Annotated in this window: 15 protein-coding genes; 8 read left to right on the top strand and 7 right to left on the bottom strand. The window is 71.5% G+C overall.

The features are described from left to right. Positions 1–22: 22 nt before the first annotated feature. Both ABZ851_RS02895 and ABZ851_RS02890 read right to left on the bottom strand, forming a co-directional pair. On the bottom strand, positions 23–568 hold the full coding sequence (locus ABZ851_RS02895; RefSeq protein ID WP_361121162.1) for a VanZ family protein: 546 nt from the start codon (positions 566–568) through the stop codon (positions 23–25). 223 nt (positions 569–791) lie between these two features. Further along, entirely contained in the window at positions 792–2,126 is a 1,335-nt protein-coding gene (locus ABZ851_RS02890) for an alpha/beta hydrolase-fold protein (protein WP_361121159.1), read from the bottom strand. Between the two features lie 621 nt (positions 2,127–2,747). Here ABZ851_RS02890 and ABZ851_RS02885 point away from each other — a divergent pair. The 4 genes from ABZ851_RS02885 (at position 2,748) to metG (ending at position 9,358) form a co-directional block, all read left to right on the top strand. Continuing rightward, entirely contained in the window at positions 2,748–4,493 is a 1,746-nt protein-coding gene (locus ABZ851_RS02885; protein ID WP_361121156.1) for a VWA domain-containing protein, read from the top strand. 617 nt (positions 4,494–5,110) lie between these two features. Further along, a complete protein-coding gene (locus ABZ851_RS02880) occupies positions 5,111–5,770 on the top strand; it encodes a hypothetical protein (RefSeq protein ID WP_361121153.1) in 660 nt (219 codons plus the stop codon). 152 nt (positions 5,771–5,922) lie between these two features. Beyond that, complete coding sequence (locus ABZ851_RS02875) at positions 5,923–7,512, top strand: MFS transporter (RefSeq protein ID WP_361121150.1); 1,590 nt, start codon at positions 5,923–5,925, stop codon at positions 7,510–7,512. Positions 7,513–7,639: 127 nt separating this feature from the next. Further along, complete coding sequence (gene metG / locus ABZ851_RS02870; protein WP_361121147.1) at positions 7,640–9,358, top strand: methionine--tRNA ligase; 1,719 nt, start codon at positions 7,640–7,642, stop codon at positions 9,356–9,358. Positions 9,359–9,531: 173 nt separating this feature from the next. Here the strand turns inward: metG and ABZ851_RS02865 are convergent, their stop codons facing one another. Then, on the bottom strand, positions 9,532–11,253 hold the full coding sequence (locus ABZ851_RS02865; RefSeq protein ID WP_361121144.1) for a hypothetical protein: 1,722 nt from the start codon (positions 11,251–11,253) through the stop codon (positions 9,532–9,534). A 193-nt stretch (positions 11,254–11,446) separates the two neighbouring features. Next, entirely contained in the window at positions 11,447–13,210 is a 1,764-nt protein-coding gene (gene aspS / locus ABZ851_RS02860; protein WP_361121141.1) for an aspartate--tRNA ligase, read from the bottom strand. A 265-nt stretch (positions 13,211–13,475) separates the two neighbouring features. On the opposite strand from aspS, the gene ABZ851_RS02855 reads away from it, so the two are divergent. Next, a complete protein-coding gene (locus tag ABZ851_RS02855; protein WP_361121138.1) occupies positions 13,476–15,629 on the top strand; it encodes a SpoIIE family protein phosphatase in 2,154 nt (717 codons plus the stop codon). Here the strand turns inward: ABZ851_RS02855 and ABZ851_RS02850 are convergent. From ABZ851_RS02850 to ABZ851_RS02840, 3 genes are all read right to left on the bottom strand, one after another. Next, complete coding sequence (locus ABZ851_RS02850; RefSeq protein WP_361121135.1) at positions 15,569–16,705, bottom strand: AI-2E family transporter; 1,137 nt, start codon at positions 16,703–16,705, stop codon at positions 15,569–15,571. The genes ABZ851_RS02855 and ABZ851_RS02850 overlap by 61 nt on opposite strands. 98 nt (positions 16,706–16,803) lie before the next feature. Further along, positions 16,804–17,757 carry a pirin family protein gene (locus tag ABZ851_RS02845; protein ID WP_336047446.1) on the bottom strand — a complete coding sequence of 318 codons (954 nt, stop codon included), beginning with the start codon at positions 17,755–17,757 and terminating at the stop codon, positions 16,804–16,806. Positions 17,758–17,968: 211 nt separating this feature from the next. After that, positions 17,969–18,445, bottom strand: coding sequence for an SseB family protein (locus tag ABZ851_RS02840; protein ID WP_311623081.1), 477 nt, complete (start codon positions 18,443–18,445; stop codon positions 17,969–17,971). A gap of 164 nt (positions 18,446–18,609) precedes the next feature. Here ABZ851_RS02840 and ABZ851_RS02835 point away from each other — a divergent pair, with 164 nt between their 5' ends. From ABZ851_RS02835 to ABZ851_RS02825, 3 genes are all read left to right on the top strand, one after another. Then, positions 18,610–20,451: an acyl-CoA dehydrogenase gene (locus ABZ851_RS02835; protein ID WP_361121131.1), complete on the top strand. Its 1,842-nt coding sequence runs from the start codon at positions 18,610–18,612 to the stop codon at positions 20,449–20,451. A gap of 349 nt (positions 20,452–20,800) precedes the next feature. Further along, positions 20,801–22,096, top strand: a complete 1,296-nt coding sequence (locus tag ABZ851_RS02830) for a M18 family aminopeptidase (protein ID WP_361121128.1) — start codon at positions 20,801–20,803, stop codon at positions 22,094–22,096. Position 22,097: 1 nt separating this feature from the next. Next, positions 22,098–24,194: a BTAD domain-containing putative transcriptional regulator gene (locus ABZ851_RS02825; protein ID WP_361121125.1), complete on the top strand. Its 2,097-nt coding sequence runs from the start codon at positions 22,098–22,100 to the stop codon at positions 24,192–24,194. The last annotated feature ends 179 nt before the right edge of the window (positions 24,195–24,373 follow it).

Raw genomic sequence — 24,373 nt, 5'->3', positions numbered from 1 at the left:
GGCGCCTTGGAGGCTTGGGCGGCTACTGCCCCACTGCCGAGGCCTTTCCCCCGATCCGGTGCCACCAGTGGCGGCGCCGCGGATGCACCGCGCGGCCCAGCCGGAGCCCCAGCAGCAGGTAACCGATCAGCGCGCCGGCGCAGTTGAGGATCACATCGTCGATGTCGAACGCCCGGCCGGTGATCAGCGCCCCCTGCACCAGCTCCACCAGCAGCATCACCAGTGCCGTCGCCACACCGACCCGGAGCAGCCCGCGCGCCCGGGGCAGCAGCACCGGCAGCAGCACCCCGAACGGCACCCCCAACAGGACGTTGCCACCGAGCTGCTTGACCGTATCGGCCAGGTGCGGCTGCGCCAGATAGCTCCGGATCGAGTCGCCGGGGCGGAGGTTGGGGTGGGTCAGCGGCACCGAGGCCGCCGACGGGGTCAGCGTGACCCGGGCCAGCGCCACCGCGAAGGCCACCATCGCGGCGAAGGCCAGCACCAGCAGCAGGATCCGGACGGCCAGCGGGGCCCGCGCGGCCACGGGGGACCACACCGCCTCGTCGCCCTGTTGCGTACGCGCCATGAGGTCACTCCCGGGGGTGCGAGGTGCGCTGTGCGCCGATGGGACATCCAGTTACCCGGGGCCCGGCGAATCATGTGACCGCCACGGACGGCCGCCCCACGCTGCACACACGTCACCCCGCGGGCACACCCGCCGCCAAATCCCGCACCCCGGCCACAGCCCCACCACACGCCACAGGGGCGCCGGACAACTCCGACGCCCCTGCTCTCAGCTCCTCTGCGGCTCACCCCTGGGGGCGCTCCGCCTCCACCCGCCGGCGTCCCTTGTCGTCGGACGCGGTCGGCGACTTGGACGGCCCGGCCTGCTGGTCGGCGCCCGAAGCACTGCCCTTACCCGGCGCGCCGCCCTTGCCCGGTGCGCCCGCGCCCGGCTTCCGCGACGGGGAGGCAGCCTCGGTGTCCTGCGGGAACGTCAGCTGCTGGCTCTGCCACTCCAGGGCCGGCACGACCTCGCGCCGCCAGGTCGTGAACTGGTGACTGCCCCGCGGCAGGATGATCGAGTCGACCGACATCGGCGACTTCGCGGCATGGATGAACTTCATCGTCTCGCCGTAATCCGCCTCGCCCTGGCGGCTGCTGGCGACCAGCGCGGAGATCTGCGGCGCGGGCAGGTTCTTCAGCCGCCACAGCAGATCGTGCTCACGCTCCCGCTTGGCGCCCTCGGGGCCGGGGCCGAAGAGGCTGCCGGTGGTCAGGTCGTCCTTGATCGCGTAGTCACCCGAGAGCGAGACCGCAGAGGTGTAGGCGTTCGGGTTGCGCATCGCCAGCTGCAGCGAGCAGCTGCCACCGGACGAGTACCCGAACGCACCCCAGGCGCTGGGGTCGTGGCCCACCCGGTAGGCCGACTTCATGGCGTCCGGCAGGTCCTTGGTGAAGAACGTCTCGGCCTGCGGCCCGCCCGGCACATCCACACACTCGGTGTCCCGCGGCGGCGCGATCGTCGGCCGGACCATCACGATCACGGTCGGCTGCATCTTGCCCTGCGCGATCAGCCGGCCCGCGTTCTGCGGCACCTGGAGGTGCTGCGCGAGGTTCATGATCCCGCCGGGGTAACCGCTGATGACGACCATGACAGGGAACCGCTGACGGCGGAACTGCTGCTGGAAGTACTGCGGCGGCAGGTAGACGAAGCCGGGGTTTATGGCCCGGCTACGACGGCCGACGATCCGTACGGACTCGACCTTGCCCACCTTGTCCGCGGCCCCCTTGGGCAGTCCGGTCACCCGGTCGAGGCCCTGCGGACCGGCCGGCTGGACCAGCCCGCCCTTCATGTTGCCGACCGAGGCGTACTCCCCGCCCCCCTGGCTCACGGACACCGGGGCCTTGTCGTTGTTGCCCAGCAGCTCGTCCCAGTTGCCGTAGAACTCGAAGTTCGTGTTCACGGCGAGGGCGAGCGCACACACGATCGACACCTGGGTGACCAGGATGGCGCCCAGTCTGCCCAGGACGGGACCCACCCCGCGCCGCGACAGCCGAGGCCAGAGCCACACCGTGGCGGCGACACTGGCCACCGCCAGCACGATCACCGTGTATTCGAGCGACTGACTGGTCAGCCCCATGCGCCCACATCTCCCGTCACCCTCGAAAGGGTTCTTGCCTTCTTACCGGCCGCCTAAGGCACAACGGGCGGCTCTGGACAATGGTCACCGGAGAAGACGGGCACACCTGCCCATCGGATACATGCGCGACTCACTTCTTACCCAGCTCTTGCCACATCGTTTCCGCGGCGTGATGTGGGCGGGCCCGGAGCCGGTGCCGGGCCGGCGCCGTGGCCGGAGTCGTGGCAGGGGTCGCACCAACGCCCCTTCCCCTGCGGCCCCTTGCTGCGCAGGACACGTCGAGCCGGCGGGGACGGGCCGTCGGTGCAGTCAGTGCGCGGCCGCCGGGGCGGTGGGTACGTCCCGGCAGGAGGCTCGTACGGACTGCGGGGAGGTTTTGTGGACGGCCGAGGAGCAGGTGCGGACGACCGGACCACCTCGTACGCAGGGCGAACGCGCCCGGGCCGCGCCGGCTGAAACCACCGGCCTCCGCAACACCCCCGGATGGCCCACCGCACAAGGCGCGGGGTCCCACGATGAGGCCGGTGTCGGCGGCTACCCTTACGTATCCGTCCTGGTCAGGGACATGTCCGCGCTTCACGGACATACGCCGCACCCACCACACGCAAGAGAGGTTCGCCGATGGGCATTCGGAGTCTGCTGCGCAACGCTTTCGGTCGCTCCAAGGCGACCCGTGAAGAAACCGGCGCGGCCCCGAGCGGCGCCGACAAGCCGGAGTCCGCGACCATCCCGGAGGCTCGCGAAGAGTCCACCCCGACCGCCGCTCCGGAGGCCGAGGTGCCGGCCGCACGGACCGCCCCCACGGAGAGCCCCGACGCGGACCCGGCTCCGGCCCCGACCACCGCGACGCTGCCGGCACAGGGCGGCCCGGCGGACCGGGGAGACCGGGCGGACCGGGGAGACCGGGCTGCGGAGACTTCCGTGGTGCGGGAGGACGAGGCTGGTGCCGACGCCGACGCCGACGCCGACGCTCACGCCGACGCCGACGCCGGTGCGCCCGCGGCGGCCGAGCCGTCCGCCGCGGAAGCGGCCCCGGCTGCCACCCCGGCCGCTGCCGCCCCCGTCTCCGACCTGGTGAGCCAGGCCTTCGACAAGCCGGAGCCCGTGACGGAGGCCGAGTCCGTGGTGGAGGCTGAGCCTGCGGAGGCCGAGCCTGCGGCGGAGGTCGTCGCGGAGCCTGCGGACAAGGCCGCTGCCGCGGCTGCCGTCGCCGAGTCCGAGGCCGAGGCCGCTGCCGAGAACGCGACCGAGACCGAGCCGTCCGCGGCAGAGGCGGCGGCAGCGCCGGAAGCCACCCCCGAGCCGGAGGCCACCCCCGAGCCGGAAGCGAAGCCCGAAGAGACGGCGGAGGCAAAGGCCGACACCGAGCCGAAGGCCGACACCAACACCGGCGCCGACGCCAAGGCCGCCGACCAGCCGGAAGCCACCTCCCAGGCTGCCCCGGCGACCGCCCCCGCACCCCGGACCGAGGAGGCCGAGGACAAGGCCGCCGACGTGAAGGCCACCGAGGACAAGGCCGTCGAAGACACGGCAGCCGCCGAAGAGACCGCCGAGGCAAAGCCCGCAGACGCGGAGACCCCCGCAGCCGGCCCGGCGACCGAGGCGAAGCCGCAGGCGACCGAGGCGAAGCCGCAGGCGGAGGACCGGTCCGAGGGCGCGGGCTCCCTCCCCGCCACGGCCCCCGCGCTCCTCAGCCTCTACAAGTCCGCGGCCGCCACCCTGGACAAGAACGGCCTCGCCACCCAGCGCGCCGCCGTCTACCTGGTCCTCGACCGCTCCGGCTCGATGCGCAACTACTACAAGGACGGCACGGTCCAGAACCTCGCCGAGCAGGCCCTCGGCCTCTCCGCGCACTTCGACGACGACGCCACCGTCCCCGTCGTCTTCTTCTCCACCGACATCGACGGCACCGCCGACATCGACCTCACCAATTACGAGGGCCGCATCGCGGAGCTGCACGCCGGCCTCGGCCACATGGGCCGTACGAACTACCACTGGGCCATCAACGCCGTCGTCGAGCACTACAAGAAGTCCGGCTCCACCGCCCCGGCCTTCGTCATCTTCCAGACCGACGGCGCCCCGACCTCCAAGCCGGCCGCCGAAAAGGCGCTCTGCGAGGCGGCCGGACTCCCCATCTTCTGGCAGTTCATCGGCTTCGGTGACCCGGACGCCAAGGGCTTCGACTTCCTCCGCAAGCTCGACGACCTGGCCGTCCCGGAGAAGCGCGTCGTCGACAATGCCGGCTTCTTCCACGCCGGCCGCGCCCCGCGCAGCCTCTCCCACGACGAGCTCTACCAGCAGCTGATGGTGGAGTTCCCCGAGTGGCTTGCCGAGGCCCGCACCGCGGGCATCATCAAGGACAGCTGACCGCTCTTCAGCGGATTGCGCTTCCGCTCCCCTGACGACACCTCACCGGCCGCGGCCGGGCCCCCGGGCCCGCCGCGGCCGTCCCCTTTCGTGCCCGGCGGTACGGGGCCGCCCGCGGGAGAAAGAAAAAGAACCCCGGGGACGGTTATCCGCCGGACACCGCCCCTGGCGTTACCGGTCCCGTATGACAGAGTGTTCCTCGAAATCACCGACCGCGAATACTCCAGGGTGCCGCGCCACGACACCCGCCTATGACGAATACGACGGACGGAATTCGACACGGGAAAGCGTTCATCCGTGAATGCTGAACAAGCCCGAAAATGTGGAACGAGTCCGTCAATCCGGAACGAGGGGGAATAAATGAATACGCCGCAGCAGCCCCAGCCGGGGTCCGGGAATGCACCCGGACACGGTTTCCCGCCCGGCGCGCCGCCGCCCGGACAGCCGGGCGGCCCCCAGCAGCAGGCTCCGGGAGGCTGGATACCCGCGCCCCCGGGTCCGGCCCCGGCTCCGGGTCCGTACGGACAGCCAGGCCCCTACGGACAGCCAGGGCCCACGCGCAGCCAGGCCCCTACGGCGCCCCGCAGCAGGCCCCGTTCGGGTACGGCGGGCCGGGGATGCCGCCGCCCTTCCCGCCCAGGAAAAGCGCCGGGCAGAAATGGGCGATCGCCGGCGCGACGTTCGGCGGTCTGGCGCTCCTGGGGATGGTCGCCTCGGCGGTACTGCACGGCGGCCAGAGCTCCGGTGGCGGCTCCGGCGGTGACGACGGGAGCCCCAAGTACCGGATCACGGTTCCGCAGACGCTGGCCGGCGGGAAGTACAAGCTCGTCAAGGACCTGTCCCAGCAGGCCGATGCGTCGGTGCCGCACGACGGGGCCTACGCGCACGGGCTGAAGACCGCGGGCGGGCAGTACGCGAACGGCACCACGACGCTGGTGATGATGGGTATTTACGGCACCATCGACGACCCGGCGACAGCCGTCGATCACACCTTGCGGGGAATGACGAGCGACGGGAACACGGCCGTCGCGGTGTCGGACCGGAAAATCACCCCGAGCAGCGGCGGAGGCCCGCTGACCTGCGGTGTGGATGTGCGCCGGCAGTCGGGCCAGAAGATCACCCTGTCGTATTGCGTCTGGGCCGATTCCCGTACGAACGCGAGCGTCGCCAAGGCCGACGGCGCGGACCTGGCGCAGGACCCGCAGTCCATCGACCTCCAGGCCCTCGCCGACGAGACGGCCAAGATCCGCACCGAGGTCCGGAAACCCATGGGCTGAGACCGAAAGCCCACGGACCCCGGCACAGCAGGCGCCCTCCCGCCCCACTGCCTACGCTGAATGGGTGAAATGCCCCGCTTTCCCCCTGCCGCTCAGGTGCCGGCCGGCGGGGCGTGCCGGGGCGGCCGTACCAGCGAGCGAGGTGGGTCGTGATGGGTGAGGCGAGCCGAGAGGGGGGCGGCGAGCCGCCTCCGGCGCCGCGCGGGCCCAGCATCCCCTCCTGGGCCACCGCGTCCGAGCCCGATCCACGGCGCTGGTGGGCGCTGGTGGTGATCGCGATTGCCCAGTTGATGGTGGTGCTGGACGCGACCATCGTGAATATCGCGCTGCCGTCGGCCCAGCGGGACCTGGGGATGTCGGACGCGAACCGCCAGTGGGTGATCACCGCGTACACGCTCGCCTTCGGCGGGCTGCTGCTGCTCGGCGGGCGGGTCGCCGACCTGGCGGGGCGGAAGAGGACCTTCATGATCGGGCTGGTCGGCTTCGCCGTCGCGTCCGGGCTGGGCGGCGCGGCCACCGGATCGGGGCTGCTGTTCGGGGCGCGGGCACTGCAGGGCGCCTTCGCGGCACTGCTGGCCCCCTCCGCGCTGTCGTTGCTGACCACCACCTTCACCATCGGGAAGGAACGCAGCAAGGCCTTCGGGATCTACGGGGCGATCGCGGGCGGGGGCGCGGCCATCGGGCTGATCGCCGGCGGGCTGCTGACCGAGTATCTGAACTGGCGCTGGTGCCTGTACGTGAACATCCCGATCGCCGTGATCGCCCTCACCGGCGCCGCCGTCTTCCTGCGCGACCGCCCCGAGCGGGGGCGCGTTTCCCTGGACGTTCCGGGTGTGGTGCTGGGCTGCGGTGGTCTGGTCGCGATCGTTTACGGGTGCAGCGAAGCGGAGCCGCGGGGCTGGGGGGACGGGCTGGTCCTCGGGCTGCTGCTGGGGGGCGTGGTGCTGCTGGGCGTCTTCGCGTGGTGGCAGACCAGGGCGCGCCACCCTCTGCTGCCGTTGCACATCGTCCGCAACCGGAATCGTGGCGGTGCCTTCCTGACCATGGCGCTGGCGGTCATCGGGCTGTTCGGAATGTTCCTGTTCATGACCTATTACCTGCAGACCGTGCTCGGATATTCACCGCTCAGGACCGGGGTGGCCTTCCTGCCGATGGTGGCGGCGATCGTCGTCGGGTCGACGCAGATCTCGGCACGGCTGCTGCACCGGATCCCGCCCCGGTTCCTGATGGTCCCCGGCGCCCTCCTCGCCTCCGCGGGGCTCTTCACCCTGACCTTCCTGACGGCCGAGCCCGCGTATGTCTCCCATGTGCTTCCGGCCATGCTGCTCGTCGGCCTCGGCATGGGCCTGACCTTCATGCCGGTGATGGCGACGGCCACGTCCGGGGTGGCCGCGCACGACTCCGGTGTCACCTCCGCGACGGTCAACACGGCACAGCAGGTGGGCGGTTCGATCGGTACGGCGCTGCTGAACACGATCGCGACCTCGACGAGTGCGGCGTACATCGCGGACCAGCTGGCGGCCGCGGCCCGCAGCAGCGGGGCGCTCGGCCTCACCCCGGCGGTGCGGGAGGGGATCGTCAAGAGCGGAGTGGTGCACGGGTTCACCGTGGCCATCGGTGCGGGTTCAGCGATCATGCTGCTGGCCGCGCTGGTCGCCGGAGTACTGGTCAACGGCCGGCCCGCGAGGCAGGGCCGGACCCCGGCGGAGGACAGCGCGAGGCCGGCGGACGCGGCGGCGTGAGAGGGCGGAACGGGCGGGCCGGTCACCCCGGAAAAGGCCGCGCGGGCACCCCCACCCCGTCCAGTACGATATTGACGTTCCGTAAAGCAAATCCTCACTCACCGTAGCGACTTGGGAGCAGCCGGCAATGGCTCGACACCTCATCACCAGCGCCCTTCCGTATATCAACGGGATCAAGCACCTGGGCAACATGGTGGGGTCCATGCTCCCGGCCGATGTGTATGCGCGCTATATGAGGCAGCGCGGGCACGACGTGCTCTACATCTGCGCGACGGACGAGCACGGGACCCCCGCCGAGCTGGCGGCGAAGGACGCGGGCCAGTCGGTCGACGCGTTCTGCGCGGAGCAGCACGACAAGCAGAAGGCGATCTACGAGGGCTTCGGCCTCGAATTCGACTACTTCGGCCGGAGCTCGTCGCGGGAGAACGTGGAGCTGACGCAGCACTTCGCGCGCAAGCTCCACGAGAACGGCTTCATCGAGGAGCGGGCGATCCGCCAGGTCTTCTCGATCGCCGACGACCGCTTCCTGCCCGACCGCTACATCGTCGGTACGTGTCCGCACTGCGGCTACGACAAGGCGCGCGGCGACCAGTGCGAGAACTGCACCCGGGTGCTCGACCCGACCGATCTGATCGACGCCCGGTCGGCGATCAGCGGCAGCGGTGAGCTGGAGGTGCGCGAGACCAAGCACCTCTTCCTCCTCCAGTCGAAGCTGCAGCACGAGGTCGAGGGCTGGCTGGACGGCAACGGCAGCAAGGACTGGCCGACGCTGGCCTCGTCCATCGCGCACAAGTGGCTGACCGAAGGCCTCCAGGACCGGGCGATCACCCGCGACCTGGACTGGGGCGTTCCGGTGCCGGCCGATGTGTGGCCGGAGCTGGCGGCCGAGGGCAAGGTCTTCTACGTCTGGTTCGACGCCCCGATCGAGTACATCGGGTCGACCAAGGAGTGGGCGGACGCCGTCTCCGACGGCAGCCGCGACTGGAAGTCGTGGTGGTACGAGGCCGATGACGTCCGGTACACGGAGTTCATGGCCAAGGACAATGTGCCGTTCCACTCCGTGATGTTCCCGGCGACGCAGCTGGGCACCCGCGAGCCGTGGAAGAAGGTCGACTTCCTCAAGGCCTTCAACTGGCTCAACTACTACGGCGGGAAGTTCTCCACCTCCCAGCGGCGCGGCATCTTCACGGACGCGGCGCTGGAGCTGCTGCCCGCCGACTACTGGCGCTACTTCCTGATCGCCAACGCCCCGGAGTCGGACGACACCTCCTTCACCTGGGAGCTGTTCTCGGCATCGGTCAACAAGGACCTGGCGGACACCCTCGGCAACTTCGTCAACCGGGTGCTGTCGTTCTCCCGCAAGCGCTTCGGTGACGAGGTGCCCGCGGGCGCCGAGGCCGGGGCCGCGGAGCAGAAGCTCGGCGAGGAGATCGCCGGGCTGCTGGCGGAGTACGAGGGCCACATGGAGGCCCTGCAGTTCCGTAAGGCCGCGGCCTCGCTGCGCGCCCTGTGGAGCGCGGGCAACTCCTACCTGGAGGAGAAGGCCCCGTGGCTGGAGATCAAGACCGACAAGGACGCGGCGGCGCTGACGCTGCGGACCGCGATGAACCTCATCCACCTCTACTCGATCGTCTCCGAGCCGTTCATCCCGTCGTCGGCCAAGGCGATGCGGGGGGCCTTCGCCCTGGAGAACGACACCGCGGTGTGGGTTTCCACGGAGGAGGCGAAGGCGCTGGCCTCGGTGCCCGCCGGGACGCCCTTCACGGTGCCGCCGGTGCTCTTCGCGAAGATCACCGAGGACGATCTGGAGTCCTACCGCGAGCGCTTCGGCGGCGCGGAGCAGTAGGCCAGGTCCGCCCGTGCGCGCCGGCTGCGGCCGGCGCCCCGGGGCGGTAAGCCGGTCCGGGCACGGGCGTGTTCGCGCCCGGACCTCTCAGCACCACACTCGCGCCCGTCCGCCCCCTGGGCCGGACGGGCGCACTGCGTCCGGAGGCCGTCCGGTCCCCGGCAGGACGTCGCTCAGCGCTTGCGCGGCGAGGACACATAAGCGGCCAGCCGCCCGAAGTCCGGCACCGGCGGCAAGGTGACCCGCCGCCAGCCACGGGCGTAGGCCGGCGGCCGCTGACCGCCGGCCACCACGACGGCGACCGGACGGCGCGCCCCCAGCCGGGCCAGGCCCGCGGGGGTGACGCTGGCGTCATGGCCGCGGGGCTGGCGGGACGCACAGCCCGCCCGGTACGCCACCCGTACCGCCTCCTCGCCGCTCACCACACACGGCGGCCGTACGCCGGCCGCCCGCAGCGCCGTGGCGACCCGCTCGACACCGGCCTGTGCCCGTGCGGTGCTCCGCACCATCGTGTGCCAGACCGTCAGTTGGATGACCTCGTGGCTCAGCAGCGCAAGGACGAGGAAGGCCACCGCCCAGGCGTGCCGGCGGCGCGGCAGGAGGGTCAGCCAGTACAGGAACCAGGCGGCCGGCATCATCAGCAGGGCGTAGGCGGGCAGCAGGAAGCGGGGCGCCGCGTAGTCCACCGTCAGGAGGTAGGGGGCGGCCAGGCAGAGGCCGACCAGGGCCGGGAGGACGACGGGAGCCGGGCCGTACCGGTGCAGCGGGCCGCGGGGGTCGCTCAGGCGCACCAGCGGCCAGGCGGGGCCACGGCCGTGCCGCCCGCAGCCGGGCGGGGGACCGTCCGGGTCCGGTCCGATGCTGCGGGGCCGGATGGGCGCCAGCCCGAGGGGGTGCCGGGCCCCGCTGCGCTCCGCCGGCCCGTACCCGTGCAGCCCGCCACGCGGCTCGCGGGCGCGCAGCGCCGCCCACACCGCTCCGGCGACCGCCAGGGGCAGCACCAGCCACCACACCGCCGTCACCGGGTGTTCCCAGCTCAGATGGCAGGGGCGGCACAGGGTCTTGCCCTGCAGTGCCCGTGCGTGGTCGTCGAAGGTCAGATGCCAGCCGAGACCGCCCTGAATCTGCGCGGCCCTGTGCAGCCGCGCCAGCAGCCCGCCGTAGGACAGATACGCCTCCACGACCCAGGGGGCACACCCCAGTGCCAGGCCGGCCGGCAGCGCGAGCAGCACGGCGGGGCGCCGCCAGGACGGGACGCACAGCGCGGCGGCGCAGAGCGGCACGGCCAGCCAGATGGCGTCGGTGGGACGCATCAGCGCGGCCACGGCGACCGCGGCGGCGAGGCCGGCCGCGGCACGCCAGTCGCGGCGCGGGGCCAGTTGGCGGGGCGGCTGCCGTACGGCCCGCAGGAAGCAGCCGGTGGCGGCGAGCGCGGCGTAGCCGACCCACAGGTTGGGCATCGCCTGTCCGCCGTAGAAGAGCGTGACCCACAGCCCGGCGAACAGCGCGCCGCCCAGGGCCGGTACGGGGGCGGGCAGCACCCGGCGCCAGGTGCACAGGGCGAGCAGGAGCGCGGCGCCGGAGAGCACCGCGAGGTAGCAGTGCAGCACGGTCGCCGAGGTCGTCAGGGCCGCCACCGGGGCGAGCAGGAAGGTGACACCGCGAGCGCGCGGGGCGCTGAAGAACGCGGCCGGCGTATGGGGGTCGACCTGGCTGACGTACACCGTCTCGTCCCACCCCAGGCCGGAGGCGGCGACGGCGGAGGCGAGCAGGCAGGCGGTGAAGACGACGGCCACGGCGGTGAGCCACCGCAGGTCGCCGGCCGGAACGGGGCGGGTCACCCGAGCCGGCGGCCCCAGGACGGACCTGGCGGTGAGGAGACTTGCTTGCTGCATGGGCACCACAGTGCGTGCCCTGCCGGGGCCCTGCCACACGGATGGGGCGGTCGGGGCACGCGGCCGGATCCGGAGCCGTCCGCGGGGACGTGCCGCTCCCGGCCGACGGGGCCGCACACGGGCCGGGGCGGCGTTTCACGTGAAACGCCGCCCCTGAGCCTGTCCGGGGCTTCTCGCCCCGGGCGGATACCGCCTACTTCGCCTGCGGCTTGCGCAGGGAGAGGTGCAGCTCCTTGAGGCGCGCCTCGTCGACCTCGCTCGGGGCGCCCATCAGCAGGTCCTGGGCGTTGCCGTTGAGCGGGAAGGCGATGGTCTCGCGGATGTTGGGCTCGTCGGCCAGCAGCATGACGATGCGGTCGACGCCGGGGGCGATGCCACCGTGCGGCGGGGCGCCGAACTTGAAGGCACGGAGCATGCCGCCGAACTCCGCCTCGACCGTCTCCTTGTCGTAGCCGGCGATCGCGAAGGCCTTGTACATGACCTCGGGCTCGTGGTTACGGATGGCGCCGGAGGACAGCTCGGTGCCGTTGCAGACGATGTCGTACTGCCAGGCCAGGATGTCCAGCGGGTCCTTGGTCTCCAGCGCCTCCAGGCCGCCCTGCGGCATGGAGAAGGGGTTGTGCGAGAACTCGATCTTGCCGGTGTCCTCGTCCTTCTCGAACATCGGGAAGTCGACGATCCAGCAGAAACGGAACTCGTCCTCGACGAAGCGGCCGACGCGCTTGGCGGCCTCGACGCGGACCGCACCCATGATCTTGGAGACCTCGTCGAACTCGCCGGCGCCGAAGAAGACGGCGTGGCCGGGCTTGAGGTCCAGGGCGGCGACCAGCGCCTTGACGTCGTCCTCGGTGAGGAACTTGGCGATCGGGCCGGTCAGCGCGTCCTCGTCACCGACGCGGACCCAGGCCAGGCCCTTGGCGCCCTGCTGGACGGCGAAGTCGCCCAGCTGGTCGAAGAACTTGCGCGACTGGTCGGCGGTGTCCGGCACGGCCAGGGCGCGGACGTGCTTGTCGGCGAAGGCCTTGAAGCCGGAGCCGGCGAAGACATCCGAGACATCGACCAGCTCCAGCTCGGCGCGCAGGTCCGGCTTGTCGGAGCCGTACTTGAGCATCGCCTCGCGGAACGGGATGCGCGGGAAGGGGGAGGTGACCGTACGGCCGTTGCCGAACTCGGTGAACAGCTCGGTCATCAGCTTCTCGACGGGCCGGAAGACGTCCTCCTGCTCGACGAAGCTCATCTCGATGTCGAGCTGGTAGAACTCGCCCGGCGAGCGGTCCGCGCGGGCGTCCTCGTCGCGGAAGCAGGGCGCGATCTGGAAGTAGCGGTCGAAGCCCGCGATCATCAGCAGCTGCTTGAACTGCTGCGGGGCCTGCGGCAGCGCATAGAACTTGCCGGCGTGCAGACGCGAGGGGACCAGGAAGTCGCGGGCGCCCTCGGGAGAGGTCGCGGACAGGATCGGGGTCGCCATCTCGTTGAAGCCGAGGGCCACCATCTTGTGGCGGATGGCGGAGATGACGGCGGTGCGCAGCATGATGTTGCGGTGCATCCGCTCACGGCGCAGGTCGAGGAAGCGGTACTCCAGGCGCCGCTCCTCGTTGACGCCGTCGTCCGCGTTGATCGTGAAGGGGATCTGGTCGGCGGCGCCGAGCACCTCGACGTCGGAGACCTCGATCTCGATCTCGCCCGTCGGCAGGTCGGGGTTGACGTTGTCGGCGCCGCGCGCGCTGACCTTGCCGTCGATCCGGACGACGGTCTCCTTGGTCAGGGAGCCAAGGGCCTCGTTGGCGGGGGTGCCGGGGCGGGCGACGAGCTGAACGAGACCGTAGTGGTCGCGCAGATCGATGAAGAGGATGCCGCCCAGGTCACGTCGATTGTGCAGCCAGCCGCTGAGGCGGACGTCGGTGTCGACGTCCGCGGCTCGGAGCTCGCCGCAGTTATGGGACCGGTACCGATGCATCGCTCATCCAAGTCGTCGCGAGGTCGAGGCAGGGAGTTGTCGGGAGAGGGAGAGGAAAAGGAGTACGGGCGCGGGTGCCCGGTCGCTCTCCCCGTGGATCACCCGAAAGGCCACCCCAGGATTGACATAACCGCTCCAGGTTACCGTCCCGGCCCGCACGGCTTCGTTGACATATACGCATCAGCGGGGCGGGGTGTCCGCATTGGGACGATGGTCACGTCCGGATCGCTGGTCCGGTCCCGCTAAACACACATAAAGTGAGGCAATGCGCACCGAGGATCTCCTGGCCGCCATCGCGACCGGCCTGTGGCGCTGGGACAACGCGGCAGGACGGGTGACCCTCGACTCCGAAGCGGCCCGGCTGCTCGGGCTGCCCGCCGCCCCCGTGGAGCTGACCGAGGCCGCGGTGCGCTCCCGTTTTCATCCCGTCGACTTCGCCGAGATCAACGGGATCGTGCAGCTCGCACTCGCCGAGAAGACGCTCGCGGAGGCCCGGCTGCGCATCGTGGACGAGCGCGGACGGGTGCAGCGCATCGTCCGCTCCCGCTCCCGCCCCCGCATCGTCGACGGCGGCTTCGAGCTGGTCGGCACCCTTCAGGAGGTGCCCGAACCGCAGCCCGGCACCTCCGCCGCGCACACCCCGATCACCGGCGACTGGCGCCGCTCGCGCGAGGCGTTCCTGCTGGACGCGGGCCGGGGGCTGGCCGAGGCGCGGTCCACCGCCGAGGTGCTGCGGGTCGCGGCCGGACTGTCCATGCCCGGGTTCATGCCGGACGGGCTGGCGGTCTTCGGCATCGAGGGCGACCGGCTGTCGGTCATCGGCCATCACGGCCACCACGGCGACGACGAGCGGCCGTTCGTCGCCATGACGCTGGAGACCGACTACCCGGCCGCCGAGGTCATCCGTACCGGCCGGGCCATCTACCTGCCCACGCCCGAGGAGTACAGCCGCCGTTACCCCGGCACCTGGCCGCTGGCCGCCCGCTTCCGCCGGACGTCCTGGGCATTCCTGCCGCTGGTGAACGCGGGCCGGACGATCGGCGCCTGGATGGCGGCGTTCGCCCAGCCGGTGGCGTTCACGCCCGATGAGCGCTCGGTGCTGACCACCGTTGCCCGGATGCTGGCACAGGCGCTGGCCAGGGCCGGTATGCAGGAGGAGCAGCAGGAGCTGGCACTGGGGCTGCAGCGCAGCATGATGCCCACGGTGCAGCCGGACATCCCGGGGATGACGGTCGCGGCCCGCTATGTCCCGACTGGCGGCGGGCTGGCGGTCGGCGGCGACTGGTACGACATGATCCCGCTGCCGTCCGGCCGGATCGCGCTGGTCATCGGGGATGTCCAGGGGCACGACGTACGGGCGGCGGGCCTGATGGGGCAGCTGCGGATCGCACTGCGGGCCTACGCCTCCGAGGGCCACCACCCCGATGCGGTGCTCTCCCGTGCCTCCCGGTTCCTGGCCGGGATCAACGAGACCGAACTCCGCGGCCACGGCGAGGACCAGCGCTTTGCGACCTGCCTCTACATCGAGGTGGACCCGGCGACGGGGCTGCTGGACATCGCACGGGCCGGCCACCCCGACCCGGCGATCCGGATGAGCGACGGCACGGTGCTGGTCCGGCCCACCGCGGGCGGGCTGCCGCTGGGCATCGTCCCGGACGCCGACTACCCGACCACCCGGCTCGTCCTGGAGCCCGGCGAGACCATGATGGTGTGCACCGACGGGCTGATCGAGACCGGCGGCCACGATCTGGAGACCGGCCGGGAGCGGCTGCGCGACATCATCGAGGCGCATCAGCCCGACGGGGACGGCGAGAGCCTGGAGCGGCTGGCCGACGCCCTGGTCCAGGCTGTGCACGGACCGTCCTCGCACCACACCACCGGGCCGCTGGCGGACCGCCGCGAGGACGACATCGCCGTGCTGCTGCTGTGCCGCGAGGCCGCCGGCTGCGGGGTCGGGACCGGCGGCCTGTTCGCGCCGCAGCCCATACGGCGCACGGTGCTCTCCGTCGCGCAGGCCGAGCCGGAGCGGATAGCCGAGGCGCGCCGTCAGGTGCGTGACGTGCTGCACGACTGGGCCGACCCGGACCAGGTGGACTCGGCGGTGCTGATGGTCTCCGAGATGGTCACCAACGTCCTGCTGCACACCGACGGAGAGGCGCTGCTGGTCGCCGAGATCACCGGTGAGCGGGGCGCCCGGCGCATCCGCGTCGATGTCGCCGACAGCAGCGATGAGCTGCCGCACCGCCGCTGCCCCGGCGAACTGGCGTCGTCGGGGCGCGGTCTGATGCTGCTGGAACTGCTGGCCGGCTCCTGGGGCGTGGACCCGCGCGGGGACGGCAAGTCGACGTGGTTCGAGCTCTACGAGGACGCGGGGGAGGCGGCGGGTCCGGTGTCACCGGAGTCCGGTCCCGCGGCGTAGTGCTCCCGCAGCTCGTGGAGGATGCCGGTGACGGCCGCGGTCAGCGGTACGGACAGCAGCATGCCGAGGATCCCGGCGACGCTGGCACCCGCGGTGATCGCCAGCAGCACCGTCGCCGGATGCATCTTGACCGTCCGGCTCTGGATCATCGGCTGCAGTACATGCCCCTCCAGCACCTGCACGGCCAGGACGACGCCGAGCGCCCAGAGCGCGATCACAAAGCCGCGGTCGGCCAGCGCCACCAGGATCGCCACGGCGCCGGAGATGAAGGCGCCGAGGTAGGGGACATAGGCGCCGACGAAGACCAGCGCGCCCAGCCCGACGGCGCCCGGCACCCGGAGGATCAGCAGTCCGACGGTGATGCAGACGGCGTCGATCAGGGCGATGAAAGTGGTGCCCCGCATAAAGCCTTCGATGGACTGGAAGCCGCGGCGGGCCATCCGCTCCAGCTGCGGTGCGGAGCTGCCGGGCGCCCAGTGGTGCAAGGTGCGGACGGCCTTGTCCGCGTCCCGCAGGAAGAAGAAGGTCAGCAGCAGGGCCAGGACCGAGGCGGCGAGGAACTGGCCGACCGCGCTGACACCGGTCAGCAGCCCCGAGGCCGCGGTGCCGCCGAACTTGGTCACCAGCCCCTTGGACCGGGAGGCGAGATCGTCGAGCGAGGTACCGGCCGCACCGAAGTGCTGGGAGAGGTCCTTGGCGGCTTGCCTGAGCGAGGAGATGATCTGGTCACCGGTGTCGACCAGCGCGCTGACGACGATGTACCCGGCGCCACCGACCACCACCAGCAGGACCGCACAGGTCAGTCCGGCGGCCAGTGAGCGGTTGAGCTTCATCGCCACCAGCCGCCGGTGGAGCGGTCCGAGCAGCCCGCTGCCGAGCAGCGCCAGCAGTACGGGCGTGACCGCCGCGCTCAGTTCGATGCACAGCCACACCACGAGGGCCGCCACGGCCGCGAGCAGCAGCGCCACCAGACACCAGGCCGCGGCACGGCGGGCCTGGACCGGCAGCAACGGCGGTGCGGACCGTGGCCGTTCACGTCCGGCGCCGGGCCCGTTTTCCTCCGAGTCGTTTTGCACCTCGACAGTCCACCACGGCCACCCGCCCGGACCCGGTCCCCGAAACGGGTCAGGGGCGGCGTTTCACGTGAAACGCCGCCCCTGCTGCCGGCCGGGCGTCAGTGCCCGTCGGCGGGGATCGTCCCGAGCCGGCCGGCCTGGAAGTCCTCGAAGGCCTGCGCCAGTTCGGCGTGGGTGTTCATCACGAACGGGCCGTAATGCATCATCGGCTCGCGGATCGGCAGCCCACCGAGCAGCACCACCTCGAAGTTCGGACTGCGCGACTCCTGGGACTCGTCCGCCCGGATCGTGAGCGAGTCCCCGGCACCGAACACGACCGACTGCCCCATACGGAACGGGCGCCCCTCCGCACCGGCCGAGCCGCGTCCGGCCAGGGCGTAGGCGAGGGCGTTGAAGTCCTTGCGCCAGGGGAGGGTCAGCTCCGCGCCCGGGCTCACCGTCACATGCATCATCGTGATCGGCGTATGGGTGATGCCCGGCCCGTCGTGGCCGTCGAGGTCACCGGCGATCAGCCGCAGCAGCGCTCCGCCGTCGCCCGAGGTCAGCAGCTTGACCTGGCCGCCGCCGATGTCCTGGTAGCGAGGGGCCATCATCTTGTCGCTCTTCGGCAGGTTCACCCACAGCTGGAGGCCGTGGAAGAGGCCGCCGGACATGACCAGCGACTCCGGCGGCGCCTCGATGTGCAGCAGGCCCGAACCGGCCGTCATCCACTGGGTGTCGCCGTCCTTGATGACGCCGCCGCCCCCGTGCGAGTCACGGTGCACGAAGGTGCCGTCGAGCAGATAGGTCACCGTCTCGAAGCCGCGGTGCGGGTGCCAGGGCGTGCCCTTGGCCTCTCCGGGTGCGTACTCCACCTCGCCCATCTGGTCCATCATGATGAACGGGTCGAGGTGCTGGTAGTCGATGCCGGCGAACGCCCGGCGCACCGGGAAGCCCTCGCCCTCGAAGCCGCTCGGAGCGGTGGCAACGGCCAGCACGGGACGGGCGTGCGCCGTGACGGGCGCCGCCACACGCGGCAGGGTCAGCGGGTTCTCTACGGTCACTGCGGGCATGACGGCCTCCTCGGTCGTGGCAACAACTTAGTTGAATGGTGAACAACCCGCAAGGCGTGCCGCATTCCCGTCCGTGTTGCCGCAGGTCAAAGGGGCTGCTCCGGGCCGGCACGACCCCGGCCCCGGACACACTTCGGGCCGGCCCCGTCCCGGGACCGGCCCTCGATGCCGCCGTGACGGCGACCCTTGACCCGCTGCGCGGCAGGGGTGGTCAGCCGTACATACGCCGCATCGCGAAGTCGACCATCTGCTCCACGGCCTTCGCGTCGAAGACCATCCGGTGATCACCCTCCATGTCGAGGACGAACCCGTAACCGGTCGGCAGCAGGTCCAGCACCTCCGCGCCGGTGATCACGAAGTACTTCGACTCCTTGCCCGCGTACCGCCGCAGCTCCTTGAGGGAGGTGAACATCGGGATCACCGGCTGCTGGGTGTTGTGCAGCGCCAGGAAGCCGGGGTTGTCACCGCGCGGGCAGTAGATCTTGGACGTGGAGAAGATGCCCTGGAAGTCCTCGGCCGACATCGAGCCGGTGGTGAAGGCACGCACCGCATCGGCGAGCGAGGGCGGGGACGGCTCGGGATACAGCGGCGCCTCACCGTAGCCCCCTTGGGGCGCTTGCTGCGGCGGGGGCGGCGGCGCTCCGTATTGCTGCTGCCCGGCACCCGCGTTCTGGTCGTAGCCGTACATGCGCCACAGCGTACTGAGTCGGCGATTCGCCGGGGGACGCTCGTCACAGATGGGCGGTAGGGGTTGATTCTTATTACCGGTGGGTAGCATCATCGTAGGCACTTGCTACTTGCTGGTATTTGCGTTTGAGGTCCTCCCTCCCGAACCCTTACGGAGCCGTATCCATGGGGCACTACAAGTCGAATCTCCGCGACATCGAGTTCAACCTCTTCGAGGTGCTCGGCCGTGACAGCGTGTACGGCACCGGACCGTTCGCGGAGATGGATGTCGACACCGCCAAGAGCGTGCTGTCCGAGATCGCCCGGCTGTCCGAGAACGAGCTGGCCGAGTCGTTCGCCGACGCCGACCGCAACCCGCCGGTCTTCGACCCGGACACCAACACCGCGCCGGTACCGGACACGTTCAAGAAGAGCTACCAGGCCTTCATGGACGCCGAGTGGTGGCGCCTGGGCATCCCGGAGGAGCTCGGCGGCACCACCGCGCCGCGCTCCCTCCTGTGGGGCTTCGCCGAGACGATCCTGGGCGCCAACCCGGCCGTGTGGATGTACGCGTCCGGCCCCGCCTTCGCCGGTGTGCTCTTCGAGGAGGGCACCGAGGAGCAGCACCGCATAGCCCAGCTGATGGTGGACAAGCAGTGGGGCTCCACCATGGTGCTCACCGAGCCGGACGCCGGTTCGGACGTCGGCGCCGGCCGCACCAAGGCCGTGCAGCAGGAGGACGGCACCTGGCACATCGAGGGCGTCAAGCGCTTCATCACCTCCGGTGAGCACGACATGTCCGAGAACATCGTGCACTTCGTCCTCGCCCGCCCCGAGGGTGCCGGCCCCGGTACCAAGGGCCTGTCGCTGTTCATCGTGCCGAAGTACGACTTCGACTGGGAGACCGGCGAGCTGGGCGAGCGCAACGGCGCCTACGCCACCAACGTCGAGCACAAGATGGGCCTGAAGGCCTCCAACACCTGCGAGATGACCTTCGGCGCCAACCACCCGGCCAAGGGCTGGCTGCTCGGCGAGAAGCACGACGGCATCCGCCAGATGTTCAAGATCATCGAGTTCGCCCGGATGATGGTCGGCACGAAGGCCATCGCCACCCTCTCCACCGGCTACCTCAACGCGCTGGAGTACGCCAAGGAGCGCGTGCAGGGCCCGGACCTGGCCGCCTTCACCGACAAGACCGCGCCGCGCGTCACGATCACCCACCACCCCGATGTGCGCCGCTCGCTGATGACGCAGAAGGCGTACGCCGAGGGCATGCGCGCCCTGGTGCTCTACACCGCCACGGTCCAGGACGAGATCATCGTCAAGGAGGCCGCGGGCGAGGACGCGAGCGCCGCGATCCGCCTCAACGACCTGCTGCTGCCGATCGTCAAGGGCTACGGCTCGGAGAAGTCCTACGAGCAGCTGGCGCAGTCGCTGCAGACCTTCGGCGGCTCCGGGTACCTGCAGGAGTACCCGATCGAGCAGTACATCCGTGACGCCAAGATCGACACCCTCTACGAGGGCACCACCGCGATCCAGGGCCAGGACTTCTTCTTCCGGAAGATCGTCCGCGACCAGGGCCAGGCGCTCACCGCCCTCTCCGACGAGATCAAGAAGTTCCTCGCGGACAACACCGGCGGCGAGGAGCTGGAGCAGGCCCGCGGCGAGCTGGCCAAGGCGGCCGCCGACCTGGAGGCGATCGTCGGCGCCATGCTGACCGACCTCGCGGCGACCGAGAAGGACGTCAAGTCCATCTACAAGGTCGGCCTGAACACCACCCGCGTGCTGATGGCCTCCGGTGACGTCGTCATCGGCTACCTCCTGCTCAAGGGTGCGGCCGTGGCCGCGGAGAAGCTGGCCGGCACCTCGGCGAAGGCTGTGTCCGCCAAGGATGTGCCCTTCTACACCGGCAAGATCGCCGCGGCGAAGTTCTTCGCGCACAACGTCCTGCCGGGCGTCGGCGTCCAGCGCGGGCTGGCCGAGTCCGTCGACCAGTCGCTGATGGAGCTCGACGAGGCCGCGTTCTAGGAGCGCCTTGCGCGGCCCTGCTGCGACGGCGGGTCTCTCAGGAAACTCTCAGACGGGCCGTCCAGACTGATGGCGCCCGCCTCTCTTCCCCCGGAGAGGCGGGCTTCGTCATGTCCGGCAGACGGCAGGGCAGGCCTCCGGGGGCCGCGGGGGCCTGCTGCGGGGCGCGCGGGCAAGGCGCGGCGTACGCGCGGGCAGGGCGCGACGTGCGCCGGGCCATCGGCCCGTAGCCCGGAATCCCCTGCTCCGGAGGCTTACGGTCCCGAATATTGAAATCCTGGCCGGAAGGGAGCGGAGTCACCATGCATGCACACGGGGAATGCGGGGTCCGGCTCCTTATGCTGAATCCATGACCAACTCCGCCCGCTTCGATCGCGGCCACACCGACGACCTGATGTCCTTCCTCGCCGCCAGTCCGTCGCCCTACCACGCAGTGGCAAATGCGGCGGAGCGGCTGGAAAAGGCCGGGTTCCGGCAGGTCGCCGAGGTCGACGAGTGGGACGGCGGAACCGGCGGGAAGTTCGTGCTGCGCGGCGGCGCGATCATCGCCTGGTACGTGCCCGAGGGCGCACGCCCCTCGACTTCGTACCGAATTGTCGGTGCCCACACAGACTCTCCCAATTTGCGCGTCAAACCGATTCCGGACACCGGCTCGCGCGGCTGGCGGCAGATCGCCGTCGAGATCTACGGCGGCACGCTGCTCAACACCTGGCTCGACCGCGACCTGGGGCTGAGCGGGCGGGTGACGCTCGCCGACGGCAGCCACCGGCTCGTCCACGTCGACCGGGCGCTGCTGAGAGTGCCCCAGCTGGCCGTGCACCTCGACCGCTCGGTGAACGCCGACGGCCTGAAGCTCGACAAGCAGCGCCATATGACGCCGATCTGGGGCCTGGGCGAGGTCGCCGAGGGCGATCTGATCGCCTTCGTCGCCGAGGAGACCGGCATACCGGCCGACGACATCAAGGGCTGGGACCTGATGGTGCACAGCATCGAGGCGCCCGCCTACCTGGGCCGCGACCGCGAGCTGGTGGCCGGACCGCGGATGGACAACCTGCTCTCGGTACACGCCGGCACGGCCGCACTCACCGCGGCGGCGGCCGCCGGCAGCGCGCTGACCAGCATTCCGGTGCTGGCCGCCTTCGACCACGAGGAGAACGGCAGCCAGTCCGACACCGGCGCCGACGGACCGCTGCTCGGCACGGTCCTGGAGCGCTCGGTGTTCGCCCGCGGCGGCTCGTACGAGGACCGGGCGCGGGCCTTCGCCGGCACCGTCTGCCTGTCGTCCGACACCGGGCACGCCGTCCACCCCAACTACAGCGAACGGCATGAGCCCGGGCACCACCCGATGCCCAACGGCGGGCCGATCCTCAAGGTCAACGTCAACCAGCGCTATGCGACGGACGGCAGCGGACGGGCCGTTTTCGCGGCGGCCTGCGAGCGGGCCGGAGTGCCGTGGCAGAGCTTTGTGTCCAACAACTCCATGCCGTGCGGCACCACCATCGGGCCGATCACCGCGGCCCGGCACGGCATCGCCACGGTCGACATCGGCGTGGCGATCCTTTCCATGCACTCGGCGCGTGAACTGTGCGGCTCCGAGGACCCGTATCTGCTGGCGAACGCCCTGACGGCCTTCCTGGAGGGCTGAGTTGGAATTCTCACTGCTCGGTCCGATCGCCGTGACGACCGGCTCCACGGAGCTGTCGCTCGGGCCCGCCAAACGGCGTAGTGTGCTGGCGCTGCTGCTGCTGCAGCCCAACACCACCGTCCCGCTGGAGCAGTTGATCGACTCCCTGTGGGAGGACGAGCCCCCCGAACACTCCCGCACCGTCGTCCAGGGGCATGTCTCGCGGCTGCGCGCCACGCTCGCCGAGGGCGGCGCGGAGGCGTACGGCATCGAGCTGACCACCCATGGCTCCGCCTATCTGCTGCGCCTGCCGGAGGAGTTGATCGACGCCCACCGCTTCGGTGAACTGGTGGCTCTGGCGCGCCCCGAGGCGGCGCCGGGCGACGCCGTACCGCTGCTGCGGGAGGCGCTGGGGCTGTGGCGCGGTCCCGCGCTGACCGGCACGGTCACCAGTCCGCCGTTCGCGGCCGCCGCGCATGCGCTGGAGGAGCGCCGGCTGACGGCCGTGGAGGCGCTGGGGCGGGCGCACGGCGCCCTCGGCGAGCACGAACAGGCCGCCGCCGTCCTCTACTCCGCCGCCGTCAACCACCCCTTGCGGGAGGGCCTGATCGCCGGGCTGATGCGGGCGCTGTTCCATACGGGGCGGCAGTCCGATGCGCTGGAGTGGTTCCACCGCACCCGCCGGCTGCTCAACGAGGAGCTGGGTGTCGATCCCGGCGAGCGGCTGCGCAACGCGTACGAGGAGATTCTGCGCGCGGAGGCGGCCGGCGGGAACCGGCAGGGCGCGGCGACGCCCGGCGCGCCCGGCGCGGGCTCCGCTCCGGGCGGGGCGCCGTCCGGAGGGGCTGGTTCCGGGGAGGTTTCCGGAGGCGGCCGTACCGGTGCTCCGGCAGCGGAGCGCTCCACAACGGGCGGCGGAGCGCGTCCCGTTGGCGGTGAGGGGCCGGCGCCCGCCCCGGGGGGCGCCCACCGGAGTGCGGCGGACGGCGGTCCCCAGGCGCCGGGTACCGGCCGGACGCAGCCCGGCACCACGGGCGGCGGACGTGACGGGTCCGGCTCCGGGCGGGGCGGCGCGGCACCGCGGCTGCTGCCCCGTCCGCCCGCCCGCTTCCTGGGCCGGGAGGACCAGCTGGCCGCACTCACCGCGGTGCTGACGGACCGTACGACGGGCGAGAGCCCGCTCGCGGTGGTGGCGGGACCGGCCGGCGTGGGCAAGACCGCCTGCGCCGTGCAGTGGGCGCATCTGTACGCCGGGGCCTTCCCCGACGGGCAGCTCTTCGCCGATCTGCGCGGCTTCGGCGAGGGCGACGAGGCGCCCCCGGCCGAGATCCTGCGCGACTTCCTGCTGGCGCTGGGCACTCCTCCGGAGCGCGTACCCGGTTCGGCGCAGGCCGCATCGGCGCTGTTCAGGTCGCTGGTCGCGGAGCGCCGGATGCTGGTGGTCCTCGACAACGCCAGCAGCTCGGCGCAGGTACGGCCGCTGCTGCCCGGTGGCCCGCACTGCGCCACGGTCGTCACGAGCCGCAGCCGCCTCGACGGTCTGGTCGCCACCGACTGCGCCCGGCCGGTCGGTATCCAGACGCTCGGCCACGAGGAGGGCGCGGCGCTGCTCGGCGCCATGCTCGGCCCGGAGCGGGTCGCCGAGGACCCGGCCGCCGCGCGGGAGCTGGTCGACCTGTGCGACGGTCTGCCGCTGGCGCTGCGGGCCGCGGCCGCCCAGCTCACCGCCCGGCCGCGCTGGCGGCTGGCCCGGCTGGCGGCGGCGCTGCGCGACGAACGGCGGCGGCTGGCACTGCTGTCGGCCGAGGACACCGGTATCGCGGCGGCGCTGCGGATGTCCGTCGCCCGGCTGTCGGCGGACGACGCACGGCTGCTCAGCGCGCTGGCGACCAGCGCGGACGGCCACCTCAACGCCTCGTTGGCGGCGGCGCTCGCCGGGTACGACCCGGAGCGCACCCAGGACGGTCTGGACCGGCTCGCGGAGATGCATCTGGTGGACGAAGAAGCCACCGACGTCTACACGATCAGCACGCTGACGCAGCTGTTCGCGCGGGACGACCGCGGTGAAGGCGGCGAAGGGGGCGAAGGCGGCGAGGGGAAGCACGAACGGAACAGGTGACGGGTGCAGGGGGAGTGACGGCCCCGGCGGCTGAGCTGCGGCCGTCGCTCCCCCGGCCCCGGGGGACGGCCTGGCTCGGGGCGGCGCGGACGGTCGGAATGGCGCCGACGGACGGCGCGGACGGTCGGGACGGCACGGGCGGCTGGGACGGCTGGGACGGCCGGGGCAGTCCCGGCAGC

This window comes from Streptomyces sp. NPDC047049, from assembly GCF_040643995.1.
GTDB classification, from domain to species: domain Bacteria; phylum Actinomycetota; class Actinomycetes; order Streptomycetales; family Streptomycetaceae; genus Streptomyces; species Streptomyces mooreae.
Note: the sequence above shows the minus strand (reverse complement) of the source record. Positions and strands in the feature narration are given on the sequence as shown.